Below are 17,148 nucleotides of genomic sequence, written 5' to 3' on the forward strand. Positions count from 1 at the left end.
GTCCTTCACCGCCATGGAAAGCGAACGATGAACCCACCGATCTCACGCCGGACCGTGACCGTCTCCCTCCTGGCCGGGGTCGCCGCCCTGGGAACCGCCGGTACCGCGTTCTCTGCCCCGGCACCGGCCGCCGGCCCACACCCGGACCGCGCACAGCCCACAATCGTCCTGATCCACGGGGCCTTCGCCGACGCCTCCAGTTGGAGCACCGTCGTCGAGCGCCTTCAGCGTCGGGGCCACCGAGTCCTGGCACCGGCACTGCCGCTGCGCGGTCTGGCGAGCGACGCCGCCTACATCCGCAGCGTCCTGGACAGCGTCCCGGGGCCGATCGTGCTCGTGGGTCACTCCTACGGAGGTTCGGTCATCAGCCAGGCCGCGGCCGACGCCCCGCGGATCAAGGCACTGGTCTACATAGCCGCCTTCGTCCCCGACATCGGCGAGAGCGCACTCGCGCTCACCGACAAGTACCCCGGAAGCACACTGGGGCAGGCCACCTCCACCCAGTACTACCCCCTGCCCGGAGGGGGTCAGGGCGCGGAACTGGTCATCAGGAAGGACCTTTTCCGGGAGCAGTTCGCGGCAGGTGTCCCGGTCACGACCGCACAGAACATGGCCGTGGGGCAGCGTCCGATCACCCTGGCCGCGCTCCGGGAGCCGGCCACCGCGGCGGCGTGGAAGAAGATCCCCAGCTGGTACCTCGTGGCCACCGAGGATCGCAACATCCCGCCGGCCGCCGAGCGGTGGATGGCCGAGCGCGCCCGCGCCCACACCGTCACCGTCCGCGCGCCCCACGCGGCGGCCGTGAGCGACCCGGGCCCCGTCACCGACCTGATCCTCAAAGCGGCCCGTTCCGTCCGCTGAATGCACGGGCAGAAAGGCGCGGCGGGAGGTGCCGCAATGCGGCGCCCCCGCCGTGAACTTCGCCATGTCCGGATGCGACACGAACCGCACGACCGGTGCCGAAGCGGCGGGGGACACAGACACCGGGGCCGCGGCGGTACCGGCGAGAACCGCCGCCACCGCCGCGTCCGGCAGGCCGCACCGCCTCCCTGTCAGCGGCACCGTCCGCATCGGAGCACCGAGTCCTGTTCGCCGGGTTCGCCGTGCAGTGGAATGACGTCCGGCATGGTTCACACAACCTCACGAAGTCGAACGGGCAGGCGGACCGTCTCGGCCGTGCGCGCGACGGTGGCCGGTCCCGGTGCACCCTCCCGGCCGCCCGCTCGGCATGGTGCGGCCGGTCGGCGGCCCGGCCGATAGTCGGTGAGCCGGCCGGTCGGTTCGTCGACTTCACCGTCGACGGCCTGGGCCGGCGACGCGTCGTCCAGGTCCGTACGGGCCGGCCCGCGGACAGGCAACGCCGTCTCGACGAGCCGGCCACGCAGGGCCTCGCGAACGGTGCGGGCGCCACGGGCGGCTGCCGCGTCACCTGCGGCCGGCAGTCCGGCGCGCAGCGCACCCCGGCCGCCGTCAGCAGAGCGGGAGGCAGTACGGCCGCCGCGGAGTGCAGGCCGCCCCGCGCAGGAGCCCGGCGCGGCGCAGCTCCGGCCGGCCGATCGCGGCCCAGTCCTTCAGCCTGGCGCGCGCCGGGGCTTCGTCCGCGACCCGTTCGTCCAGAAGCACGGTGGTGGTGCTCACGAGTTGGTCTCCGCCCCGGTGTTCGCGTCGAAGAATCCGGCGCGCCGGTCGCGGGGGTCACCGATGATCCAGGCGGCCGGTGCCGTGCTGCACAACACAGTGACGCCGATCGGGTCGATCCAGTCGACGACGCCACCGAACACGGGGTAACTCCCGGGAGAAGCATTGATTTTGACGGGACATCAGACGTCGACCGGGCCCTCGGTGCCCGCGCCGGAGTAAGGCCCGCGCGGGATGCGCCGACGGGCGCGGTCACAACCCTTCGGACGCCGCGATCACGACTGGGGCCTGGTCCAGGCGGCGCCGGCGGCCGAGAGGCGATGGGTGGCCACGGAGGTCACCGCGAGCAATGCCAGCGCCAGCCCCAGGGGTAGGGCGAGCTGTGTGTGCAGCAAAAGCACGGCACCGACCAGGGCTCCGAGGAACATGGCCAGCACGGAGAGGATCCGCCGACCGGGCCGGGGTGCCGCCCCGCCCGCAGGCGTGGAGTCCGCGGCCAGTCCCGTCAGAGTCAGGGTCAGTACGGTCGTGGTCAGGTCCGGGACGCCGAGGCGCCGGGCGACCGCGTTCTGCAGTCCCATGGCGAGGCCCAGGAGCACGATCAGGGTGTACCGGACCGCGGTGGTCACGCTGCCGTGCGTGGCCGCCGCCGTGATGACGGCCGCGGCGACGAGCACCGTCTGCAGCGCCGTGGCGATGGTCAGCAGCCGCCCGCGGTGTGCCGCGAACCGGGTGCCGAATCGCCCTCCGGCCAGCGCGCCCACGAGGAACGCGGCCATGGAGACGACGGAGGCGAGCGCGGACAGGCCCTGGGCGCCCGCGAGGGCGAAGCCCAGGAAGACCACGTTGCCGGTCATATTGGCGACGAAGACGTGCCCGAGCGCCAGATAACTCACCGCATCGACCAGACCGGTTACCACCGTCAGCATCAGCATGAGCGGCGGCAACGGGCCCTGCCTGTCCCCCTTGGGCGGCACCAGCGTGCGGGCCGCGTCAGTCAGCAATGTGCGCATGCTCGGTTGTTCCTTCCGAAGTGGAGGGACGATGGAGCACCACACGGGTGAGCAGCCCGCTGGCTGGGCCGACCACGATGGCCGCGACGGAGACCCAAAGGGGCCAGGGGGTCAGCCCGAGCACCTCGTCGACCGACCAGCGGCCGGGGCCGGTGAGCGCCGGCACCGCGGAGACGACGACGAGGACCATGGGGTACTCGTAGCCGTCGTTCTGTACCCAGAGCCCGTTGTGCCACTTGACGGTGCTCGCGACCGTCATCACCCCCATGGCGGCCATCGCCGCCGCCGGAGTGAGCAGACCGGCCGCCAGGAACAGGCCGGCGCCGACCTGGCTGCCGCCCGCGGCGAGCGCGGTGAGCCGGCCGCCGCGGAAGCCGTCGTGGCGGAACTCCTCGGTTCCGCCCGCCAAGCCGTTGCCCCCCAGCCGGAAACTGACCTTCTGCACTCCGTGCCCGGCGATGAGAAGACCCACCACCAGCCGAAGGACCAACAGTCCGGTGTCCATTCGTTCCTGCCTGTTCCCGACGTTCCGTCGATGCTCGGGGGAGGCGGTCAGCCGGCCGCGTGCGCGCCGATGACGGCCTGGGCGTAGACGACCCCGAGGCCATAGGCGCCGGCGTGCTCCTTCACGACCTCCGTGACGGGTACGTACGTGTCCGTACGCGCCCAGTCACGCTGGAGCTCGAGCAGCACCTGGACCCAGGTCACCGGTATCGCGCCGCCCTGGACCATGCGGTGGATGGCGTGCTCGTGCGCCTGCGGGCTGACGCCGGCGGAGGCGTCCGTGACGACGTAGACCTCGTAACCCTGGGAGAGGGCCGAGAGGGTCGGCAGGACGACGCAAACCTCGGTCCACAGGCCCGCGATGACGAGCTTCTTGCGACCGGTCGCCTTGACGGCCTCGACGAAGGCGACGTCCTCCCAGGCGTTCATCGTGGTGCGGTCGATGATCTTCCGGTCCGGGAAGACGCCGGCCAGCTGCGGCATGAGCGGTCCCGAGAAGGACTCGGCGGCCACGGTGCTCAGCACGACGGGAACGTCGAAGACCTTGGCCGTCTTCGCCAGGCCCACAGTGGAGTTGATGACACTCGAGCGGTCGCCACTCGCGGCGGCGAAGAACATCTGCGGCTGGTGGTCCACGAACAGCACGGCGCAGTTGTCGGGGGTCAGCAGGTCGGGGCTGGGAACCGCGGTGACCTCGGAGATGTCGACCATGGGAGGCCTTTCGATGAGTGATGTGATCGCGGACAGGCGTCCGCTGCCGAGCGCGACCGTCCCGTTCGACGGCGCGAGGTGGGGGGTGTCCCGGGGAGAGGCGGCTTGTGGCCGGGCCCCTCCCCGGGAGATCAGAGCGAGAAGCAGGGGTCGAAGAACGTGCTCTCGGTTTCCGGGGCCAGGCCGCGGCGGGCGCGCCACTGTCGGTGCTGCTCCGACTCCGCGACGGCCTGTCCGAGCAACTCGGCCTGCCGGGCGCCCGACCGGCCCGTAAGGGGTGTGGCCTGGTAGCCGCCGAAGTGTGCCACCGGGCTCCAGGCCGGGCTGACCGGAGGCAACTCCTCGTCGAGGCCCTCGTACTCGGCCGCGGCGTAGACGATCCGGCCGCCGACGACCGTCAACAAGGACTCGATGTGCGCGATGTCCGGCTCGGGCACGGTGAAGTAGTCCTCCGACAGGACGGAGAGGTCGCCGAGGAAGCCCGGGCGCAGGACGCCCTTGACGTTCTCTTCGCCGGTCAACCGGGCACCCGCCTCGGTGAACATCGACAGCGCGGTCCGCCGGTCGACCCGGTTGTGCGGCGGGCGAACGACCAGGTCGCCGACGGTGCGGCCGGTGATCAGCCAGTGCAGGGCGATCCACGGGTTGTACGTGGAGACCCGGGTGGCGTCGGTGCCGGCGCCGACGGTCAGACCGCGCTCCAGCATGGCCCGGATCGGAGGGGCGTCGGCTGCGGCGCCGGGGCCGTAGCGGCGTACGAACGCCTCGCCCTGGAAGGACAGGCGATTCTGCACGGACATGGCACCGCCGAGGGCGGCGATACGGTCGAGGCTATCCGCGGAGACGGTCTCCGCGTGGTCGAACAGCCAGCGGTTCCCGGCCGGGAAGAGCCCTTCCACGGCGAGCTTCTCGAATACCGCGAGATCGCGCCGGATGGTCTCGTCATAGGTGGCGTGCAGCCGGAATCCCCAGCCGTTCTCCATGAGCAGGCGTACGGCCTTCTCGAATTCCACCTCGTAGTCGGAGGCGTGTTCCGGGCGTGGCTGGGCGAAGTTCTCGAAATCCGCTGCCGCCCAAGTAAGGTTCTCGCCCGCTCCATTGAGACGCAGCCATTCGTCCCCGTCCTCGGGGCGGGCCATTTCTATCCAGCGGGTAAGGTCGTCGATTTCCTGGCCGGCGGTCTGCGGAAAGAGATGATAGGCGATACGCAGGGACAGTTGACCGGCCTTGGCCAGTTCGACAACGGTGCTGTAGTTGTCGGGGAAGTTCTGGAATCCCCCCGCGGCGTCGATCGCCGAGGTAAGTCCGAACCGGTTCAGTTCCCGCAGGAAGTGACGTGTGGAGGCCTGCCTGTGCTCGTCGTCCAGCACCGGGGCCTTGGCCAGCGTCGAGTAGAGGATCAAGGCGCTGGGGGCGGCCAGCAGCATGCCGGTGGGCTCGCCGTCTCGGCCCCGTACGATCTGGCCGCCCTTGGGGTCGGGGGTGTCCTTGGTGTATCCGGCGGCCTTGAGCGCCGCGCGGTTGAGTACGGCCGACTGGTACAGGTGCAGGACGAACACCGGGGTGTCCGGCGCGGCGGCGTTCAACTCGGCGACGGTCGGCAGCCGTCGTTCGGCGAACTGCTCGGCCGACCATCCCCCCACTACCCGCACCCACTGCCCCTTGGGCGTGCGGGCCGCCTGTTCACGCAGCATCGCCAGGCCCTGGCGCAGCGTGGGGACGCCGTCCCAGCGCAGTTCCAGGACGTAGTTGAGCCCACCTCGGATCACGTGCAGGTGGGCGTCGTTGAGGCCGGGGATCATCCGGCGGCCGAGGGCGTCCACCACCTTCGTGGCAGGGCCGACATGACCGGCCACATCGTTGTCGTCACCGACGACTGTGATGACCCCGTCGCGGATGGCTATCGCCCCGGCCTGCGGGCGGCCCCGGTCCCCCGTATGGATCTTCGCGTTGCGGACGACCAAGTCCGCGGCGTCGTCGGTGACTCGGGGCACCAGCCCGCCGACCGGCATCGTGGACACCTTCGACAACCTCCTGCGGGATGAACTGCATCGATTTCGTCTGCGACAACAGCGGCGGGCGGGAGGGAGAATTCCTGGCGGCCTCACCGCGCGATACACAAGCCCGCCCCGGCGACCCGCCGCCGCTTCGCCACCACGCTATTTCGAGCCGATGCGACCGTGTTGCCCACCAGCGCACCGGATTTGCGCCGACAGCGCACTGACTCTTTCCGGTGCACGGCGAGGCCGGAGACGGTGCACCGGTGGGCAACCTTCCTCGACCCGACGCTTTCGGCGTGGCGAGCGACGCCCGCAGGAGATCGACACGTCCACCGTCGGCCCCGGTTCCGGCAGTGGATCGCCCCGTTGTCCGGCGTCTCGCCGGCGATCGTGTTCCGGGTGATCCAGCGGCTCGGCCCGCTGCTCGGCCCGCTGCTCGGTCCCGAACCGGTCCGGACCGGCCGGCGCCCGGCCGCACGCCTCATCCCTGGCGCGGCACCGTGACCAGGACGACCAGGATCGCGAACAGCGCACCGGCGACAAGGACGGGTGCCGGCGAGAAAGCGGCCAACACAACGCCAACCGCGGCCACAGGAAAGACAATCTGTTCGCGCGCCCCCTTTTGATGGGGCCGTAGGTGCACCGCCCAGACCGTTACCAGGAAGATGGCCGCCGGCACGGTGACCGCCGCACCTGCAGCGGCCGGCGAGGCGTCGGTGCGCCGCGTATCGTAATCGGCGTACGCGGCCAGGCCGGCTCCCTCGGCGGTTGCCGACGCGAAGATCAGGTAGTGGCCGTAGGCCCAGGTGAATCTTCTGCGGTGGGCCCGGTGCGTCGTGGCCAGCAGAGTGTCCGCGGGTCTGGCGAAGTACAGCCACCACATGGCGTAGGCCATGAGCAGACCGCCGGCCGCCGGCGCGTACAGCGAACCCGTGCCGTGGTGCCGGTCGAAAGCACTGCGAACGGCGACGGTGGCGGCCGTGACGGACTCGCCGAGGACGATGAGGGTGAACAGTTCGTAGCGCTCGGCGATGTGGCGCGGATGCCAGGGCGTCATCCCGGCGGACTGCGCCCATACGGGAACGGACACCTCGGCCGCGATCATTATCACGATGCCGGGCAGCCGCACCGGCGCCGGGAGGAAGAGCAACCCCACCCAGCCGAACTGACACGCCGTGACCCCGGCCGCGAAGCGCAGCGTGGTCCTCCGCCGGACAGGGTCGGACAGCGCGGCGCGCAGCCAGAGCGCGGCGAGCGCCGTACGCAGCACGACGTAGCCGAGCGTGATGACGTGCAGATCCCCGTCCTCGAACGCGCCGCGCACGCCGGCGGCGAGGACCAGGGAGCCGGTGATCTGCACCAGCACCGTCAGCCGGTACGGGACGTCGTCCGGGTCGTAGGCGGAGGCGAACCAGGTGAAGTTCATCCACGCCCACCAGATGGTGAAGAAGACCAGCGCGAAGCGCAGGACGCCGGAGGCGTAGTCCCCCTCCGTCAGCGCCCCATGCAGGCCCATGGACGCCTGCGCCACCGCCACGACGAAGCACAGGTCGAAGAAGAGCTCCAGCGAGGTCGCCGACCGGCGCGCCTCACCGGGGTCGCGGCCCACCATGGTGCGCCACCGCCCGGCACCCGGGGCCGCCCGCATAGCCGCGGCGCGGTTCAGCGGAGGGCTCCCAGAGCCGCCTCGATCGTCCGGTGGAAGGTGGGATAGGTGTAGATCATGTGCCGAAGCCGGTCGACGGGCACCTCGGCGTGGACGGCCACGTTCAGCCCGTACAACACCTCGCCACCCACCGGCCCCGCCGAGGTCGCGCCGATCAGCACACCCCGGTCGGCGTCCTCGACGAGCTTGATGAACCCCTCATGGCCCGGCCCGTGGATCCAGCCGCGCGTGGAGGAAGCGATGGTCACCAGGCTGGTGCGCACCGCCCGCCCCCGCTCGCGTGCCTGCCGTTCCGTCAGTCCCACCGCCCCGATTTCCGGATCGGTGAAGGTGACCCGTGGCAGCGCCCGGTAGTCGGCGTCGGGACCGGGTTGCCCGAGGATGTCCCGGACGGCGATCTCCGCTTGGTACATCGACACGTGCGTGAAGGAGCCCCGGCCGGTGATGTCGCCGATCGCCCACAACCCCTCCCCTGCCCGCATCTGCCCGTCCGTGGGCACCGCTCCCGCCGTCGGATCGAGTCCCACCGTTTCCCTCGCCGGCGGGGTCAGGTCGGCATGGCGTCCGGTGGCGACCAGAAGCCGTTCAGCACGCAGCAGTTGCTCACTGTCTTCGAGGCGGACGGTGAACGCGGTGCTGTCGTGGCCGACGTGCCGAGCCCGCGCACCTGTGAGAACGGTGACACCGTCCGCGCGCAGCACCTGCGCGGCCGACTCCCCTGCTTCCGGCTCCTCCTGCGACAGCAGTCGGACCTGCCCCTCGATCACTGTGACCGCGCTCTTGAAGCGGGCGAAGACCTGGGCGAGTTCGACGCCGATGGCCCCCCGCCCAGCACGACCACGGACGCGGGCAGCTCGGTGGCAGCCATGGCGTCCCGGTTGGTCCAGTACGGCGTTCCTTCCAGACCCGGCACCGGAGGTACCCGGGGCCGGGTACCCGTGGCCGGCACGACACCGCGCCGGGCCTCGAACGTGCGGTCACCGACCGTCACACGGCGGGGCCCGGCGAGGCGACCCCTCCCCCGGACGAGCCGAGCACCCTTCGCCGCGAAGCCGTCCGCGGCCACCTGGTCGTTCCAGTCGTCGGTGGCCTCGTCGCGGATCCGTTCGGCGACCCTGGTCCAGTCCGGAGTCACGACCACCTCGCCGGCGAGGGCGGGGACCCGCCCGCCTCGGCGAGCAGGTTCCCGGCCCGGATCATCATCTTGCTGGGCACACATGCCCAGTACGGACACTCACCTCCGACGAGTTCCGCCTCGACCCCCACCACGGCCAGTCCCACTTCGGCCGGCGTGCCGGCGACGTACTCGCCGCCCGGCCCCAGCCCGACGACCACCACATCCACCTGCTCGTTCACGCTCACGCCTCTCCTCGTTCCGCCGGCTCTCCGGGCATGGACTGTCCCGCCGACGCTAGAGCGGCCGGGCAGCGACCCGTGCCCGGCGGTGCACGGGTACTTGCCCGAGAGCGAACGCCGGGGGACAAGCACCCGGCACAGTGCGCCGACGGGCACCACCGCATGCGCTGCCGGTCAACACGCCCCCCGACCGGTCACCTAGCGTCATCGCGATAGGCACGGCACGGCACCTCAGGAGGCGCACCATGACCACCAACTCCCCATCCGCACGAACCAGTCAGCCGTGGCTGCACCAGAAGGGCGAGGTGATCCAGGAGTTCGGGACCGTCAAGCAGTTCCCGGTCGGTCTGTCCTACGAGGCCCGGATGTACTCCTGCCAGCGTCTGAACACGGTCCTGGCGGACACTCAGATCCTCTACGGCCTCTACAAGAAGCATCACTGGCTGATGCGCGGCGCGACCTTCTACCAGCTGCACCTGGTCCTGGACAAGCACGCGGGAGAACAGCTCGAACTCGTCGACACCATCGCCGAACGGGTCCAGTCTCTGGGCGGCGTCGCGGTCGGGGACCCCCGGCACGTCGCCGAGATCACGTCCATTCCGCGACCCCCGGACGGCGTGGAGGAGGTGCCGGCGATGCTGTCACGGCTGTTGGAGGCCCACGAGAACATCCTCGTCGAGGCTCATGACGCCGCCGCCCGAACCGTCGAACTGGGCGACGACGGCACCAACGACCTGCTGGTGTCCCAGGTGATCAGGACCGGCGAACTCCAGGCGTGGTTCCTGGCCGAGCATCTGGTCGACACACCGCTGATCCGCGCCTGAAGAACTGTCTCGGTCAGCCGCCCCGACGTACATGAGCGGGTACCCGGCGGCACGAGTCGGCATCCGCACGACACCCCACCGTTGCCTAGAATGCAGCGAGGATCGTCGGCTTCGCACCGGACGGAGCGCTGCTGGACCGGGAGCGGGTATGGATCTGCGGCAGATGGAGGTCGTCGTCGCGGTGGCGGACGCGGGCGGTTTCACGGCAGCGGCAAGGCGGCTGCACGTGGTCCAGTCAGCCGTGTCCGGCACGGTCCGCGCGCTCGAACGGGAGCTGGGCGCCCCTCTGTTCGACCGCACCACGCACCGCGTTGCCCTCACCCCGGCCGGAGAGGCGTTCGTGCCCGCCGCCCGCGCGGCACTCCGGGCCGCCGAACTGGCACGGGAGGCTGTCGATGCCGTACGGGGGCAGTTGCGCGGACGGGTGGCGGTCGGCACGATGCAGGGAGTCTGGGCGGGGCTCCACCACGCCCTGGCCGCGCTGCGAGCGGAGCATCCGGGCGTGGTGGTGCAGCTACGGCAGGCGGCGGTGGCCGACATCCGGCAGGCGCTCCGCGAGGGCACAGTGGACCTGGCCGTGGTGGCGTTCGACCGGGGGCAACAGCGCGGGCTGGCAACCCGGCTGCTGTCCCGTGAGGACATGGTGCTGCTGGCATCGGCCCGGCAGGTCATCGCCGGGGCGAAGCCGGACGGGGAGGTTGGGCTCGCTGACGTCGCTCAGCTGCCTCTGGTGGACTTCACACCCGGCTGGGCCATCCGGTACGCGGTTGACCGGGCCTTCCGTGCCGCAGGCGTCGACCACAGCACGACCTTCGAGGTGAACGACATCGTCGCGGCAGCCGAACTGGTCCGCAACGACCTGGGCGTCTGCATCGTGCCCAAGTCGATCGCGGACCGCTTCCCCGATCTGCTCCAATACCGGTTCGACCGGCACGCGCCGAACTGGAAAATCATGGTCGTACGACCCCCCGGCGAGGCACCCCCGGCGGTCGCCGCGCTGCTGCGGCACATCACCTGACGGCGACCGGGGCGCCTCTCGGCCGCCACCGCGCCGAACGTCCTGCCGGGGCACGCCAGTTCCGAACGAACGGAGATCCACGCGAGCGGGGCGCGGGCAGCCGCCGCAGCGAGGCCGCCGAGCACCACGACCCCGTCCGTGCCGTCCTCGCCGACCACGATGCCCGGCTACATCGCCGCGTCGTCCGCCTGCACCAGAGGGGGCAATCACCGGCACGGTGTTCCCGCCCGCCGACGCCAGGACGATCAACCGGGTGGTCGGCCTCCCATACCTCACGCACTCCGCACTTCACGTGCCGGACCGGCTGCACAGGGCCGGATGCCGCACCCGGCGCCGGTGTTTGGCTACGACCGCACGGATCACATACGGGACAGCGCCGAACAGGCCACCCCTGGCAGCGCAGCGTCTTCCACACCGCGGTGCAGGGAGTTGCGGCATCACCGGCCGGCGGGGACACCGGGGCGTTGGTCACACCGCGCGATGCCTTCGGTGACGCCGCAGACGGCTGGGAGGCGATCGGCGCCCGCAGGAAGGTGGCGATGCTCCAACCGCGCCCAAGCCCACTGCTCGGCGCCCGCCACGAGTACATCGGCGGCGGATGCCACAGCGGCACGGTGGTCCGGAGACAACGGCGCCGGACTTGGTGCCGTACCGGAGCTTCCCGCTGGCAGGTGGTGTGTTCCCCATCGGGCACACGCCGTTCGGGAATCGGATGTTCCTGCGACCCAGGGCCGCCCGAGTCGACGACGGCTGGACCGTTCTGGTCAACTGGGAACCACATGGCTCGACTATCAGGTGAGCTTCGAGGAGTTTCTCACCAAGGCGCTCGGTGGAGATGTTCACTTCTTCCACGCATCGGTTCCGGAAGAGCCGTCCTACGAACTGGTGGGTCGCGTGCGGTAGCCGTCGAGCGCTCGCGAGGACCGGTCGGCGACCATCCGACCACCGACACGCGGCCCAAGCAGTCGGCGAGGGAGTCGGGGCGTCTGCCGATGCTCCGCGAGCACACAATGTTTCTGTGGGCTGCCTGGTGGATGCCCACCGCGGAGGGATGCACGTGAACGGCGACGGGTTCCGGTGGTTGGCGGAGTGGGAGCATTTCCCGGACGGGTTCTGCGCGACGTTCGCGCGGGGCCTGTCCCCCGAGGAACTGCTGGACCGCTTGGGCTGCGACCCGGAGCACAGTGCGGTCATGGACGCGATGGAGGCTGTGGATCTGCGTGCCGACCTGGAAGTCGGCGGCGACGAGGAGGAAACGGTCGTCGCCCTTCTCCGCGCCGGATCCCGCAGCGGCTGGGCATTCGCCCTCGAGGACATCACGCTCTACGCCGCCGATCGGGAACTGCTCGGTCGCGTGTCGGTCGGCACCGAGGTCGCCAGTCTGCGCCGCGACGCCGCGCACGGGGAGGCGTGGTTCGACCTGTGGCGGGACGGCCGGCCGGTCGAGCAGCGCACCGTCCGGGATCCCGACGAACTTGCCGACCTCGAGGACGGTCTGGGTATCGACGCGCCGCTGCTCGAACTCCTGAGCCCCGCACACGAACTGCTGACCGGATTCGCGCGCTGGGACGGTTGACCGCCACATACCCGTCAGGCGAGCAGGACTCGTTTGCGGAGCGGGGGCACGCGGCCGCGTCGGGAGCCCCCGACGGTCACCGGGCGACGCGACAGGGTCAACAGGACTGCGCAGCGCCCTACGCCGGTTCCGCGCCACGCCCAGCGGATCGACGCCCTCCAGGCGCAGGGGTGAGGGCGCGGGCCGGCCACAGGCCGATGCCGCCGGTTGCCGCAACCGGCGTCCGGCGGCCTTCACCCTGGTAGCGCTCGGCAAGCGGACCGGGCGCAGCGGTGACGTGTCCGGGGTCACCGGCCGGATGCGTCGGCGGCCGCCGTTCGAGCCTTCGGGGGCCGGCGCTGGATCGCGGTGTGCAGGGTTCGGTGGGCTTCGGTCGCGAAGTGGTGCTGTCCGCTTCGTGTTGCGGTCACGGCGATGGCGGCGGCGTCGGTGACTTCGCACACGCGGATGAGGCGGCTTTCGTCGGTGTCGGGTTCGCGACCGTATCCGGTGTGGAAGGCCGCGTACAGGTCGGGGCGTTGGTTCAGGGTGCGTTGCCGGATGCGCGGGAAGTCGCGGCCGACGGCTTCGTATCGGCTGGTCTCGAAGTCGATCACGCCCAGGCGGTCTCCGTCCCACAGGAGGTTGCGGCTGGTGAAATCGAGGTGGGAGGGCTGGGCCTGTTGTCCGGGCATGCTGTCCAGGAGTTCGAGTGCGCGTCTGGTCATGTCGGCCTCTGTCGGGGTCAGCGGGTTGGTGCCGTGGGCGAGTTGGGCGCGTATGTACGCGGCTCGGTCGGGCCCGAAGGTGGGCAGGTGCCGTCGGGGCCCGCGTTGTGGAAGAACCGCAGGAGTGCTCCGGCCTGCCGGTAGGCGGAGCGTTCCTCGTCGGCGGCGGGGCTCGGGGTGGACAGCGGCACGCCGGGGACGACGGTCGTGAGGAGGGCGTGGTGGGTCGGGTCGGCGTCGAGGAGTTGCGGGGCGCGGGGTCCCAGCGCGGGGGCCCAGGTGCGGAGGGCGTGGAGTTCGCGGGTGAACGAGTCGGCGTCGGTGTTCGTCTTGAGGATCATCTCCCGGCCGCCGGCGGTGCGCAGTCGGGTCACGGTGGTGGAGGTGCCGGGCCAACTGTGGTCCGCCACGACTTCCGCGTTCCGGGCGATGCGGGTCGTGGGGTCCTCGTTCACGGCCGGTCCAGGGTCTTGAGCGCTTGTTCGAGGGTTTCCCGGGGGGTGAGCGTGGTGGTGTCGATGATGTCGGCTTCGTCGCGAAGCCATGTGCCGAGGGCTTGTTCGTATGCGGTGAGGCGGCGGCGGCGGAAGGCGCGGACCTTCTCGCTGCGTGTTTCGTCGCCGGGGCATTCCATGCTCGCGTCGATGCGGGCGAGGAGGGTGGGGGTGTCGGTGTGGACGAGGAGGTGGCGGAGCGGGATGCCGGCGTGGTCGATGGCGGTGAAGATCTCGTGCGCGTAGTCGCGGTTGAGGAGGGTCATCGGCGCGATGAGGGGACGGCCCTGGTTGAGGTGGTGGAGTTCGACGCCGGTCGCGGCGACCAGGGGGCGCCAGGGCGGTAGGTCCTGGAAGTCCTTGGCGTGTCCGGGAAGGAGGTTGCGGAGCATGAAGCCGACTTCCTCGGGGTCGTAGAGCATGCTGCCTTCGACGGTGGCGGCGAGGAGGTCGGCGAGGGTGGTCTTCCCGCCGCCGAAGGGTCCGTTGATCCAGATGATCACGCTGTCTCCGTGGTGCCGGTGGTGGTTGTCGTCGTGGGGCGAACGTGCGGTGGGTGCGATCGGTTACGTCCTCGGTGGTGCCGTGGGCCTGTCATCGGGGAGGCACGGAACGCGGAACTGTCGGAAGGAGAGCCGGAATCCGTCCGCGTGGATCACCCGGATCCTGTCGAGTTCGGGAATCGGCCGGGCCGGCATCGCGAGGGTGAACGTGTGCGGCGTCCCGGGGGCGATGCTCGCGAAGGCGTGATCGTGGGGACCGTGCCGCGTGGTTCGGGGGCGCAGGTGCACGGCGCAGGGGATGTCGGTGTCCGCGTCGCCGGTGCCGATCAACACGCGCACGAGTACCGGTGCGCCCGGATGTGGGGCCGGCGGTATGTCGACGGTGCAGGCGGGGGCGTCGGCGGGTTCGCTGAGGGCGGGTCCGCGGCGGGGGCAGTGGATCACGGTGCGGGGGGTGTGCCCGAGCCGGCTGGTGTGGTGCTCGCGGTGTCGGGGGGCTCGGCAGTACGGGCAGGGATCGGTTCGTGTGAGGTGCTGGACGCGGTGGTGTGCGTGTGCGGCGGCGACTTGGCGGGCGTAGGCGCCGCCGGAGGTGGTCGCGGATATCGACAGGGCTGTCTCGGCCCAGGCCCGTGCGATGTCGCGCGGTTCGTGGGGTTCGGCTGATGTGTTGCCGGTGTCCGGGAGGTGGTAGAGGGCCGCTGTGTGGTGGGCGCGCAGCCGGTCGAGGCAGGCGGCCAGTTCGGCGTCGGGACGGATGCGCAGACTCGCCCGCAGTGCGTGCTCGAACGCCGCGGCCTCACCCAACGCGGCGAGGTGGGGCCGGTTCACGGGGAGGGTGTGGCTGCGGGGAGGACGATCGGCGAAGCCGCGTGTCGGGGGCGTGGGGCAGCCCGAGGGCGGCCAGGTGCGCCGTGACGCGGTCGTCGGTGCCGTGGAGCAAGGGCATGGGGTGGTTCGCGAACGCGGCGTCGCGGTACGCCGTGTCCAGCGCCTGGAGCGGGTCGGGGTCGACGGGGTGCAGGCGGAGGCGGATCAGGCATCCGCCCGGGCGCAGGATGCGCAGCGCTCGGTCGACGGCCGCTCACGTGCGTGCGTTCCGGGCCCGCTCACGCGGCCCCGGAACTTCCCGAACTCCGTGGAACCGGATTGTGCGACCGGCTATTCGCCGGTGTCCTGGGAGTGGTCGCGGACCATGACCTCGGCGCCGGTCTGGCGGTGGCTTTGTTCGGACACGGGAACGAGGACGGCCGAGTCGCGGAAGGCGGGCAGGGACGTGGATCCGCAGCTGATCAGTGTCGCCTTGAGTTTGGCGACGGTGATGGGGACGGTACCTTGGAGGCTTCCGGCGTAGGGGACGTAGCCGTCGACGCCTTCCTCGAAGGCGATGTCGTCGCCGCCTTGTTCGTAGCGTGCGATGTTGCGGGCGCGGGCGGAGCCTTCGCCCCAGTATTCCTTGAGGAGACGGCCGCCGATCCGGACGCGGCGGTTGGGGCTTTCGTCGAAGCGGGCGAAGTAGCGGCCGAGCATGATGAAGTCCGCGCCGAGGGCGAGGGCGATGGCCATGTGGTAGTCGGTCAGCAGGCCGCCGTCGCAGCACAGGGGCACGTACACCCCGGTCTGTTCGGCGTAGGCGTCGCGTGCGCGGGCGACGTCGATGAGGGCGGAGGCCTGGCCGCGGCCGATGCCCTTGGTCTCGCGGGTGGTGCAGATGGAGCCGCCGCCGATGCCGACCTTGACCCATGCGGCGCCGGCGTCGGCCAGGTAGCGGAACGCGCGGCCGTCGACGACGTTGCCCGCGCCGACGTGGACGTCCGCGCCGTACTTGTCGCGGACGAATTCGAGGGTCCTGGCCTGGTAGACGCTGTAACCGTCGGAGGAGTCGATGCACAGGACGTCGGCGCCGGCGTCGACGAGGGCGGGGACGCGGTCGGTGTGGTCGCGGGAGTTGATGCCGGCTCCGACGCGGAAGCGTTTGTCGGCGTCGACGCTCTCGTGGCGGAAGCGGGTGTGGCTCTCGTAGTCGGCGCGCAGGACGACGGAGGCCAGGCGGGCGTGGGAGGTGAGGACGGGCAAGACGTCCAGGCGGTGTTGCCAGATGGTCTCGTTGGCGTCCGAGAGGGAGACGGAGGACGAGGCGGTGACCAGGTCCTCGACCGCGCGCATACGGGTGGTGACGGCGTCGGTGGGGTTGTGCCGGTCGGGATGGAAGTCGTCGACGGTGATCAGTCCGAGGAAGCTTCCCTCGGCGGTCCCGTCATCGGTGACGGCGACGAAGTCCTGGGCGGAGCCGCGGGTGAGGGCGGTGATGTCGCCGAGGGTGGCGGTGGGTACGACGTGCAGTTCCGCCCGACGGAATCCGGCCTTGTGGCCCTTGACGGCGGCGACGTCGGCGGCCTGGGAGGCGATGTCCTGGTTCTGGTGGATGAACGCCATGCCGCCGGTGCGCGCCAGGGCGACGGCGAGGCGGGGTGAGGACACGGCCTCCATGATCGCGCTGACCAGAGGGGCGGCGATCCGGATCGGCGAGGGCTCCCCGACAGCGTGGCGCACGACGGGTGTGCCCAGGTCGACGTTGGCGGGGGTGCAGTCCTCGGTGGTCAGGTTCGGCAGGAGCAGGTACTCGCTCAGGGTGCGCGACACCTCGGGGAGGATCTTCAACGGTGGTTCCCTTTTCTTGTTCCGCGTGGGCGTTGACGGTCGTCGGTCCGGCCGCCGGTATGGCCGACGCGGCTGCGGCGGGGCGTGGATGCGGGCTCGGGCGCGGCCGTGCGGCGGGCGCCGGGCGTTGTTTCCGCCGCGATATCGAGCACTTGCGGACAGTCACTGCGGTGGCGTGATCCTACCCGGGCGCGGCGAACCCTCGCGTCGCATCGGATGGCATACCCGGTCGCTCGTACGGGAGTTCGTGCCGTGTGCCGACGGTTGTGCGCTTCGCCGGTGCGCGTCCGGCGGGGTCGTGGGGGCCGGATCGCCGGCGCAGTAGGTCCCAACTGTGTGCTTCCCGGGCGTGGATGTGGGGGGGCGACGTCGGTGGAGCGGGTGTGGGCCGTGGTCAGGATGTGGGTGAGTCGGGCGAGGAGGTCGGGGAGTTCGAGGTGTTCGAGGGCACGCAGGCCGGTCGCGAAGCCGCGGGGC

General features: G+C 70.9%; 16 protein-coding genes and 1 pseudogene. 4 read left to right on the top strand and 13 right to left on the bottom strand.

Features of this window, described 5'->3' with window-relative positions:
• The first annotated feature begins 27 nt into the window (after window positions 1-27).
• Window positions 28-861 (top strand): alpha/beta hydrolase, encoded by an 834-nt coding sequence (locus OG948_RS36250; RefSeq protein ID WP_331769224.1) that lies wholly within the window; start codon window positions 28-30, stop codon window positions 859-861.
• A gap of 609 nt (window positions 862-1,470) precedes the next feature.
• Here the strand turns inward: OG948_RS36250 and OG948_RS36255 are convergent.
• The 8 genes and pseudogenes from OG948_RS36255 to OG948_RS36290 all read right to left on the bottom strand — a co-directional run bounded on the left by OG948_RS36255 (window position 1,471) and on the right by OG948_RS36290 (window position 8,888).
• Window positions 1,471-1,638 carry a hypothetical protein gene (locus OG948_RS36255; protein ID WP_331769225.1) on the bottom strand — a complete coding sequence of 56 codons (168 nt, stop codon included), beginning with the start codon at window positions 1,636-1,638 and terminating at the stop codon, window positions 1,471-1,473.
• The gene (locus tag OG948_RS36260; RefSeq protein WP_331769226.1) at window positions 1,635-1,781 is read right to left on the bottom strand and encodes a hypothetical protein; all 147 of its coding nucleotides are present in this window, start codon (window positions 1,779-1,781) and stop codon (window positions 1,635-1,637) included. The genes OG948_RS36255 and OG948_RS36260 overlap by 4 nt, the downstream gene beginning before the upstream one ends.
• A gap of 132 nt (window positions 1,782-1,913) precedes the next feature.
• Window positions 1,914-2,651, bottom strand: a complete 738-nt coding sequence (locus OG948_RS36265; RefSeq protein WP_331769227.1) for a YoaK family protein — start codon at window positions 2,649-2,651, stop codon at window positions 1,914-1,916.
• Window positions 2,632-3,156 (bottom strand): DoxX family protein, encoded by a 525-nt coding sequence (locus OG948_RS36270; RefSeq protein ID WP_331769228.1) that lies wholly within the window; start codon window positions 3,154-3,156, stop codon window positions 2,632-2,634. Before OG948_RS36270 ends, OG948_RS36265 begins: the two co-directional genes overlap by 20 nt.
• Before the next feature lie 47 nt (window positions 3,157-3,203).
• Window positions 3,204-3,866: a hydrolase gene (locus OG948_RS36275; protein ID WP_331769229.1), complete on the bottom strand. Its 663-nt coding sequence runs from the start codon at window positions 3,864-3,866 to the stop codon at window positions 3,204-3,206.
• 131 nt (window positions 3,867-3,997) lie between these two features.
• The gene (locus tag OG948_RS36280; RefSeq protein ID WP_406300873.1) at window positions 3,998-5,878 is read right to left on the bottom strand and encodes an amidohydrolase; all 1,881 of its coding nucleotides are present in this window, start codon (window positions 5,876-5,878) and stop codon (window positions 3,998-4,000) included.
• 469 nt (window positions 5,879-6,347) lie between these two features.
• The gene (locus OG948_RS36285) at window positions 6,348-7,478 is read right to left on the bottom strand and encodes a low temperature requirement protein A (protein WP_331769231.1); all 1,131 of its coding nucleotides are present in this window, start codon (window positions 7,476-7,478) and stop codon (window positions 6,348-6,350) included.
• A 50-nt stretch (window positions 7,479-7,528) separates the two neighbouring features.
• Window positions 7,529-8,888 (bottom strand): annotated as a pseudogene (locus OG948_RS36290) (dihydrolipoyl dehydrogenase family protein).
• A gap of 245 nt (window positions 8,889-9,133) precedes the next feature.
• Between OG948_RS36290 and OG948_RS36295 the strand changes: the two are divergent.
• The 3 genes from OG948_RS36295 (at window position 9,134) to OG948_RS36305 (ending at window position 12,306) form a co-directional block, all read left to right on the top strand.
• Window positions 9,134-9,712, top strand: a complete 579-nt coding sequence (locus OG948_RS36295) for a DNA starvation/stationary phase protection protein (RefSeq protein WP_331769232.1) — start codon at window positions 9,134-9,136, stop codon at window positions 9,710-9,712.
• Window positions 9,713-9,860: 148 nt separating this feature from the next.
• On the top strand, window positions 9,861-10,730 hold the full coding sequence (locus OG948_RS36300; protein WP_331769233.1) for a LysR family transcriptional regulator: 870 nt from the start codon (window positions 9,861-9,863) through the stop codon (window positions 10,728-10,730).
• A 1,057-nt stretch (window positions 10,731-11,787) separates the two neighbouring features.
• Window positions 11,788-12,306: a DUF6461 domain-containing protein gene (locus OG948_RS36305; protein ID WP_331769234.1), complete on the top strand. Its 519-nt coding sequence runs from the start codon at window positions 11,788-11,790 to the stop codon at window positions 12,304-12,306.
• A gap of 287 nt (window positions 12,307-12,593) precedes the next feature.
• On the opposite strand, the gene OG948_RS36310 is transcribed toward OG948_RS36305, so the two are convergent.
• The 5 genes from OG948_RS36310 to OG948_RS36330 all read right to left on the bottom strand — a co-directional run bounded on the left by OG948_RS36310 (window position 12,594) and on the right by OG948_RS36330 (window position 16,671).
• Window positions 12,594-13,013: a phosphotransferase gene (locus OG948_RS36310; protein WP_331769235.1), complete on the bottom strand. Its 420-nt coding sequence runs from the start codon at window positions 13,011-13,013 to the stop codon at window positions 12,594-12,596.
• Window positions 13,014-13,030: 17 nt separating this feature from the next.
• Entirely contained in the window at window positions 13,031-13,468 is a 438-nt protein-coding gene (locus OG948_RS36315; protein WP_331769236.1) for a phosphotransferase, read from the bottom strand.
• A complete protein-coding gene (locus OG948_RS36320; protein WP_331769237.1) occupies window positions 13,465-14,010 on the bottom strand; it encodes an AAA family ATPase in 546 nt (181 codons plus the stop codon). The genes OG948_RS36315 and OG948_RS36320 overlap by 4 nt, the downstream gene beginning before the upstream one ends.
• Window positions 14,011-14,073: 63 nt before the next feature.
• Window positions 14,074-14,841, bottom strand: a complete 768-nt coding sequence (locus OG948_RS36325; RefSeq protein ID WP_331769238.1) for a hypothetical protein — start codon at window positions 14,839-14,841, stop codon at window positions 14,074-14,076.
• A gap of 330 nt (window positions 14,842-15,171) precedes the next feature.
• Entirely contained in the window at window positions 15,172-16,671 is a 1,500-nt protein-coding gene (locus tag OG948_RS36330; protein ID WP_331769239.1) for an IMP dehydrogenase, read from the bottom strand.
• Window positions 16,672-17,148: the final 477 nt, after the last annotated feature.

It is taken from the genome of Embleya sp. NBC_00888 (assembly GCF_045207655.1).
In the GTDB taxonomy this organism is placed as follows: domain Bacteria; phylum Actinomycetota; class Actinomycetes; order Streptomycetales; family Streptomycetaceae; genus Embleya.

Bases quoted from the DNA above. Each gene is read 5' to 3' on its own strand.
- OG948_RS36250 (WP_331769224.1), top strand. From the start codon at position 28: ATGAACCCACCGATCTCACGCCGGACCGTGACCGTCTCCCTCCTGGCC.
- OG948_RS36265 (WP_331769227.1), bottom strand. From the start codon at position 2,651: ATGCGCACATTGCTGACTGACGCGGCCCGCACGCTGGTGCCGCCCAAG.
- OG948_RS36270 (WP_331769228.1), bottom strand. From the start codon at position 3,156: ATGGACACCGGACTGTTGGTCCTTCGGCTGGTGGTGGGTCTTCTCATC.
- OG948_RS36275 (WP_331769229.1), bottom strand. From the start codon at position 3,866: ATGGTCGACATCTCCGAGGTCACCGCGGTTCCCAGCCCCGACCTGCTG.
- OG948_RS36280 (WP_406300873.1), bottom strand. From the start codon at position 5,878: ATGCCGGTCGGCGGGCTGGTGCCCCGAGTCACCGACGACGCCGCGGAC.
- OG948_RS36285 (WP_331769231.1), bottom strand. From the start codon at position 7,478: ATGGTGGGCCGCGACCCCGGTGAGGCGCGCCGGTCGGCGACCTCGCTG.
- OG948_RS36295 (WP_331769232.1), top strand. From the start codon at position 9,134: ATGACCACCAACTCCCCATCCGCACGAACCAGTCAGCCGTGGCTGCAC.
- OG948_RS36300 (WP_331769233.1), top strand. From the start codon at position 9,861: ATGGATCTGCGGCAGATGGAGGTCGTCGTCGCGGTGGCGGACGCGGGC.
- OG948_RS36310 (WP_331769235.1), bottom strand. From the start codon at position 13,013: ATGACCAGACGCGCACTCGAACTCCTGGACAGCATGCCCGGACAACAG.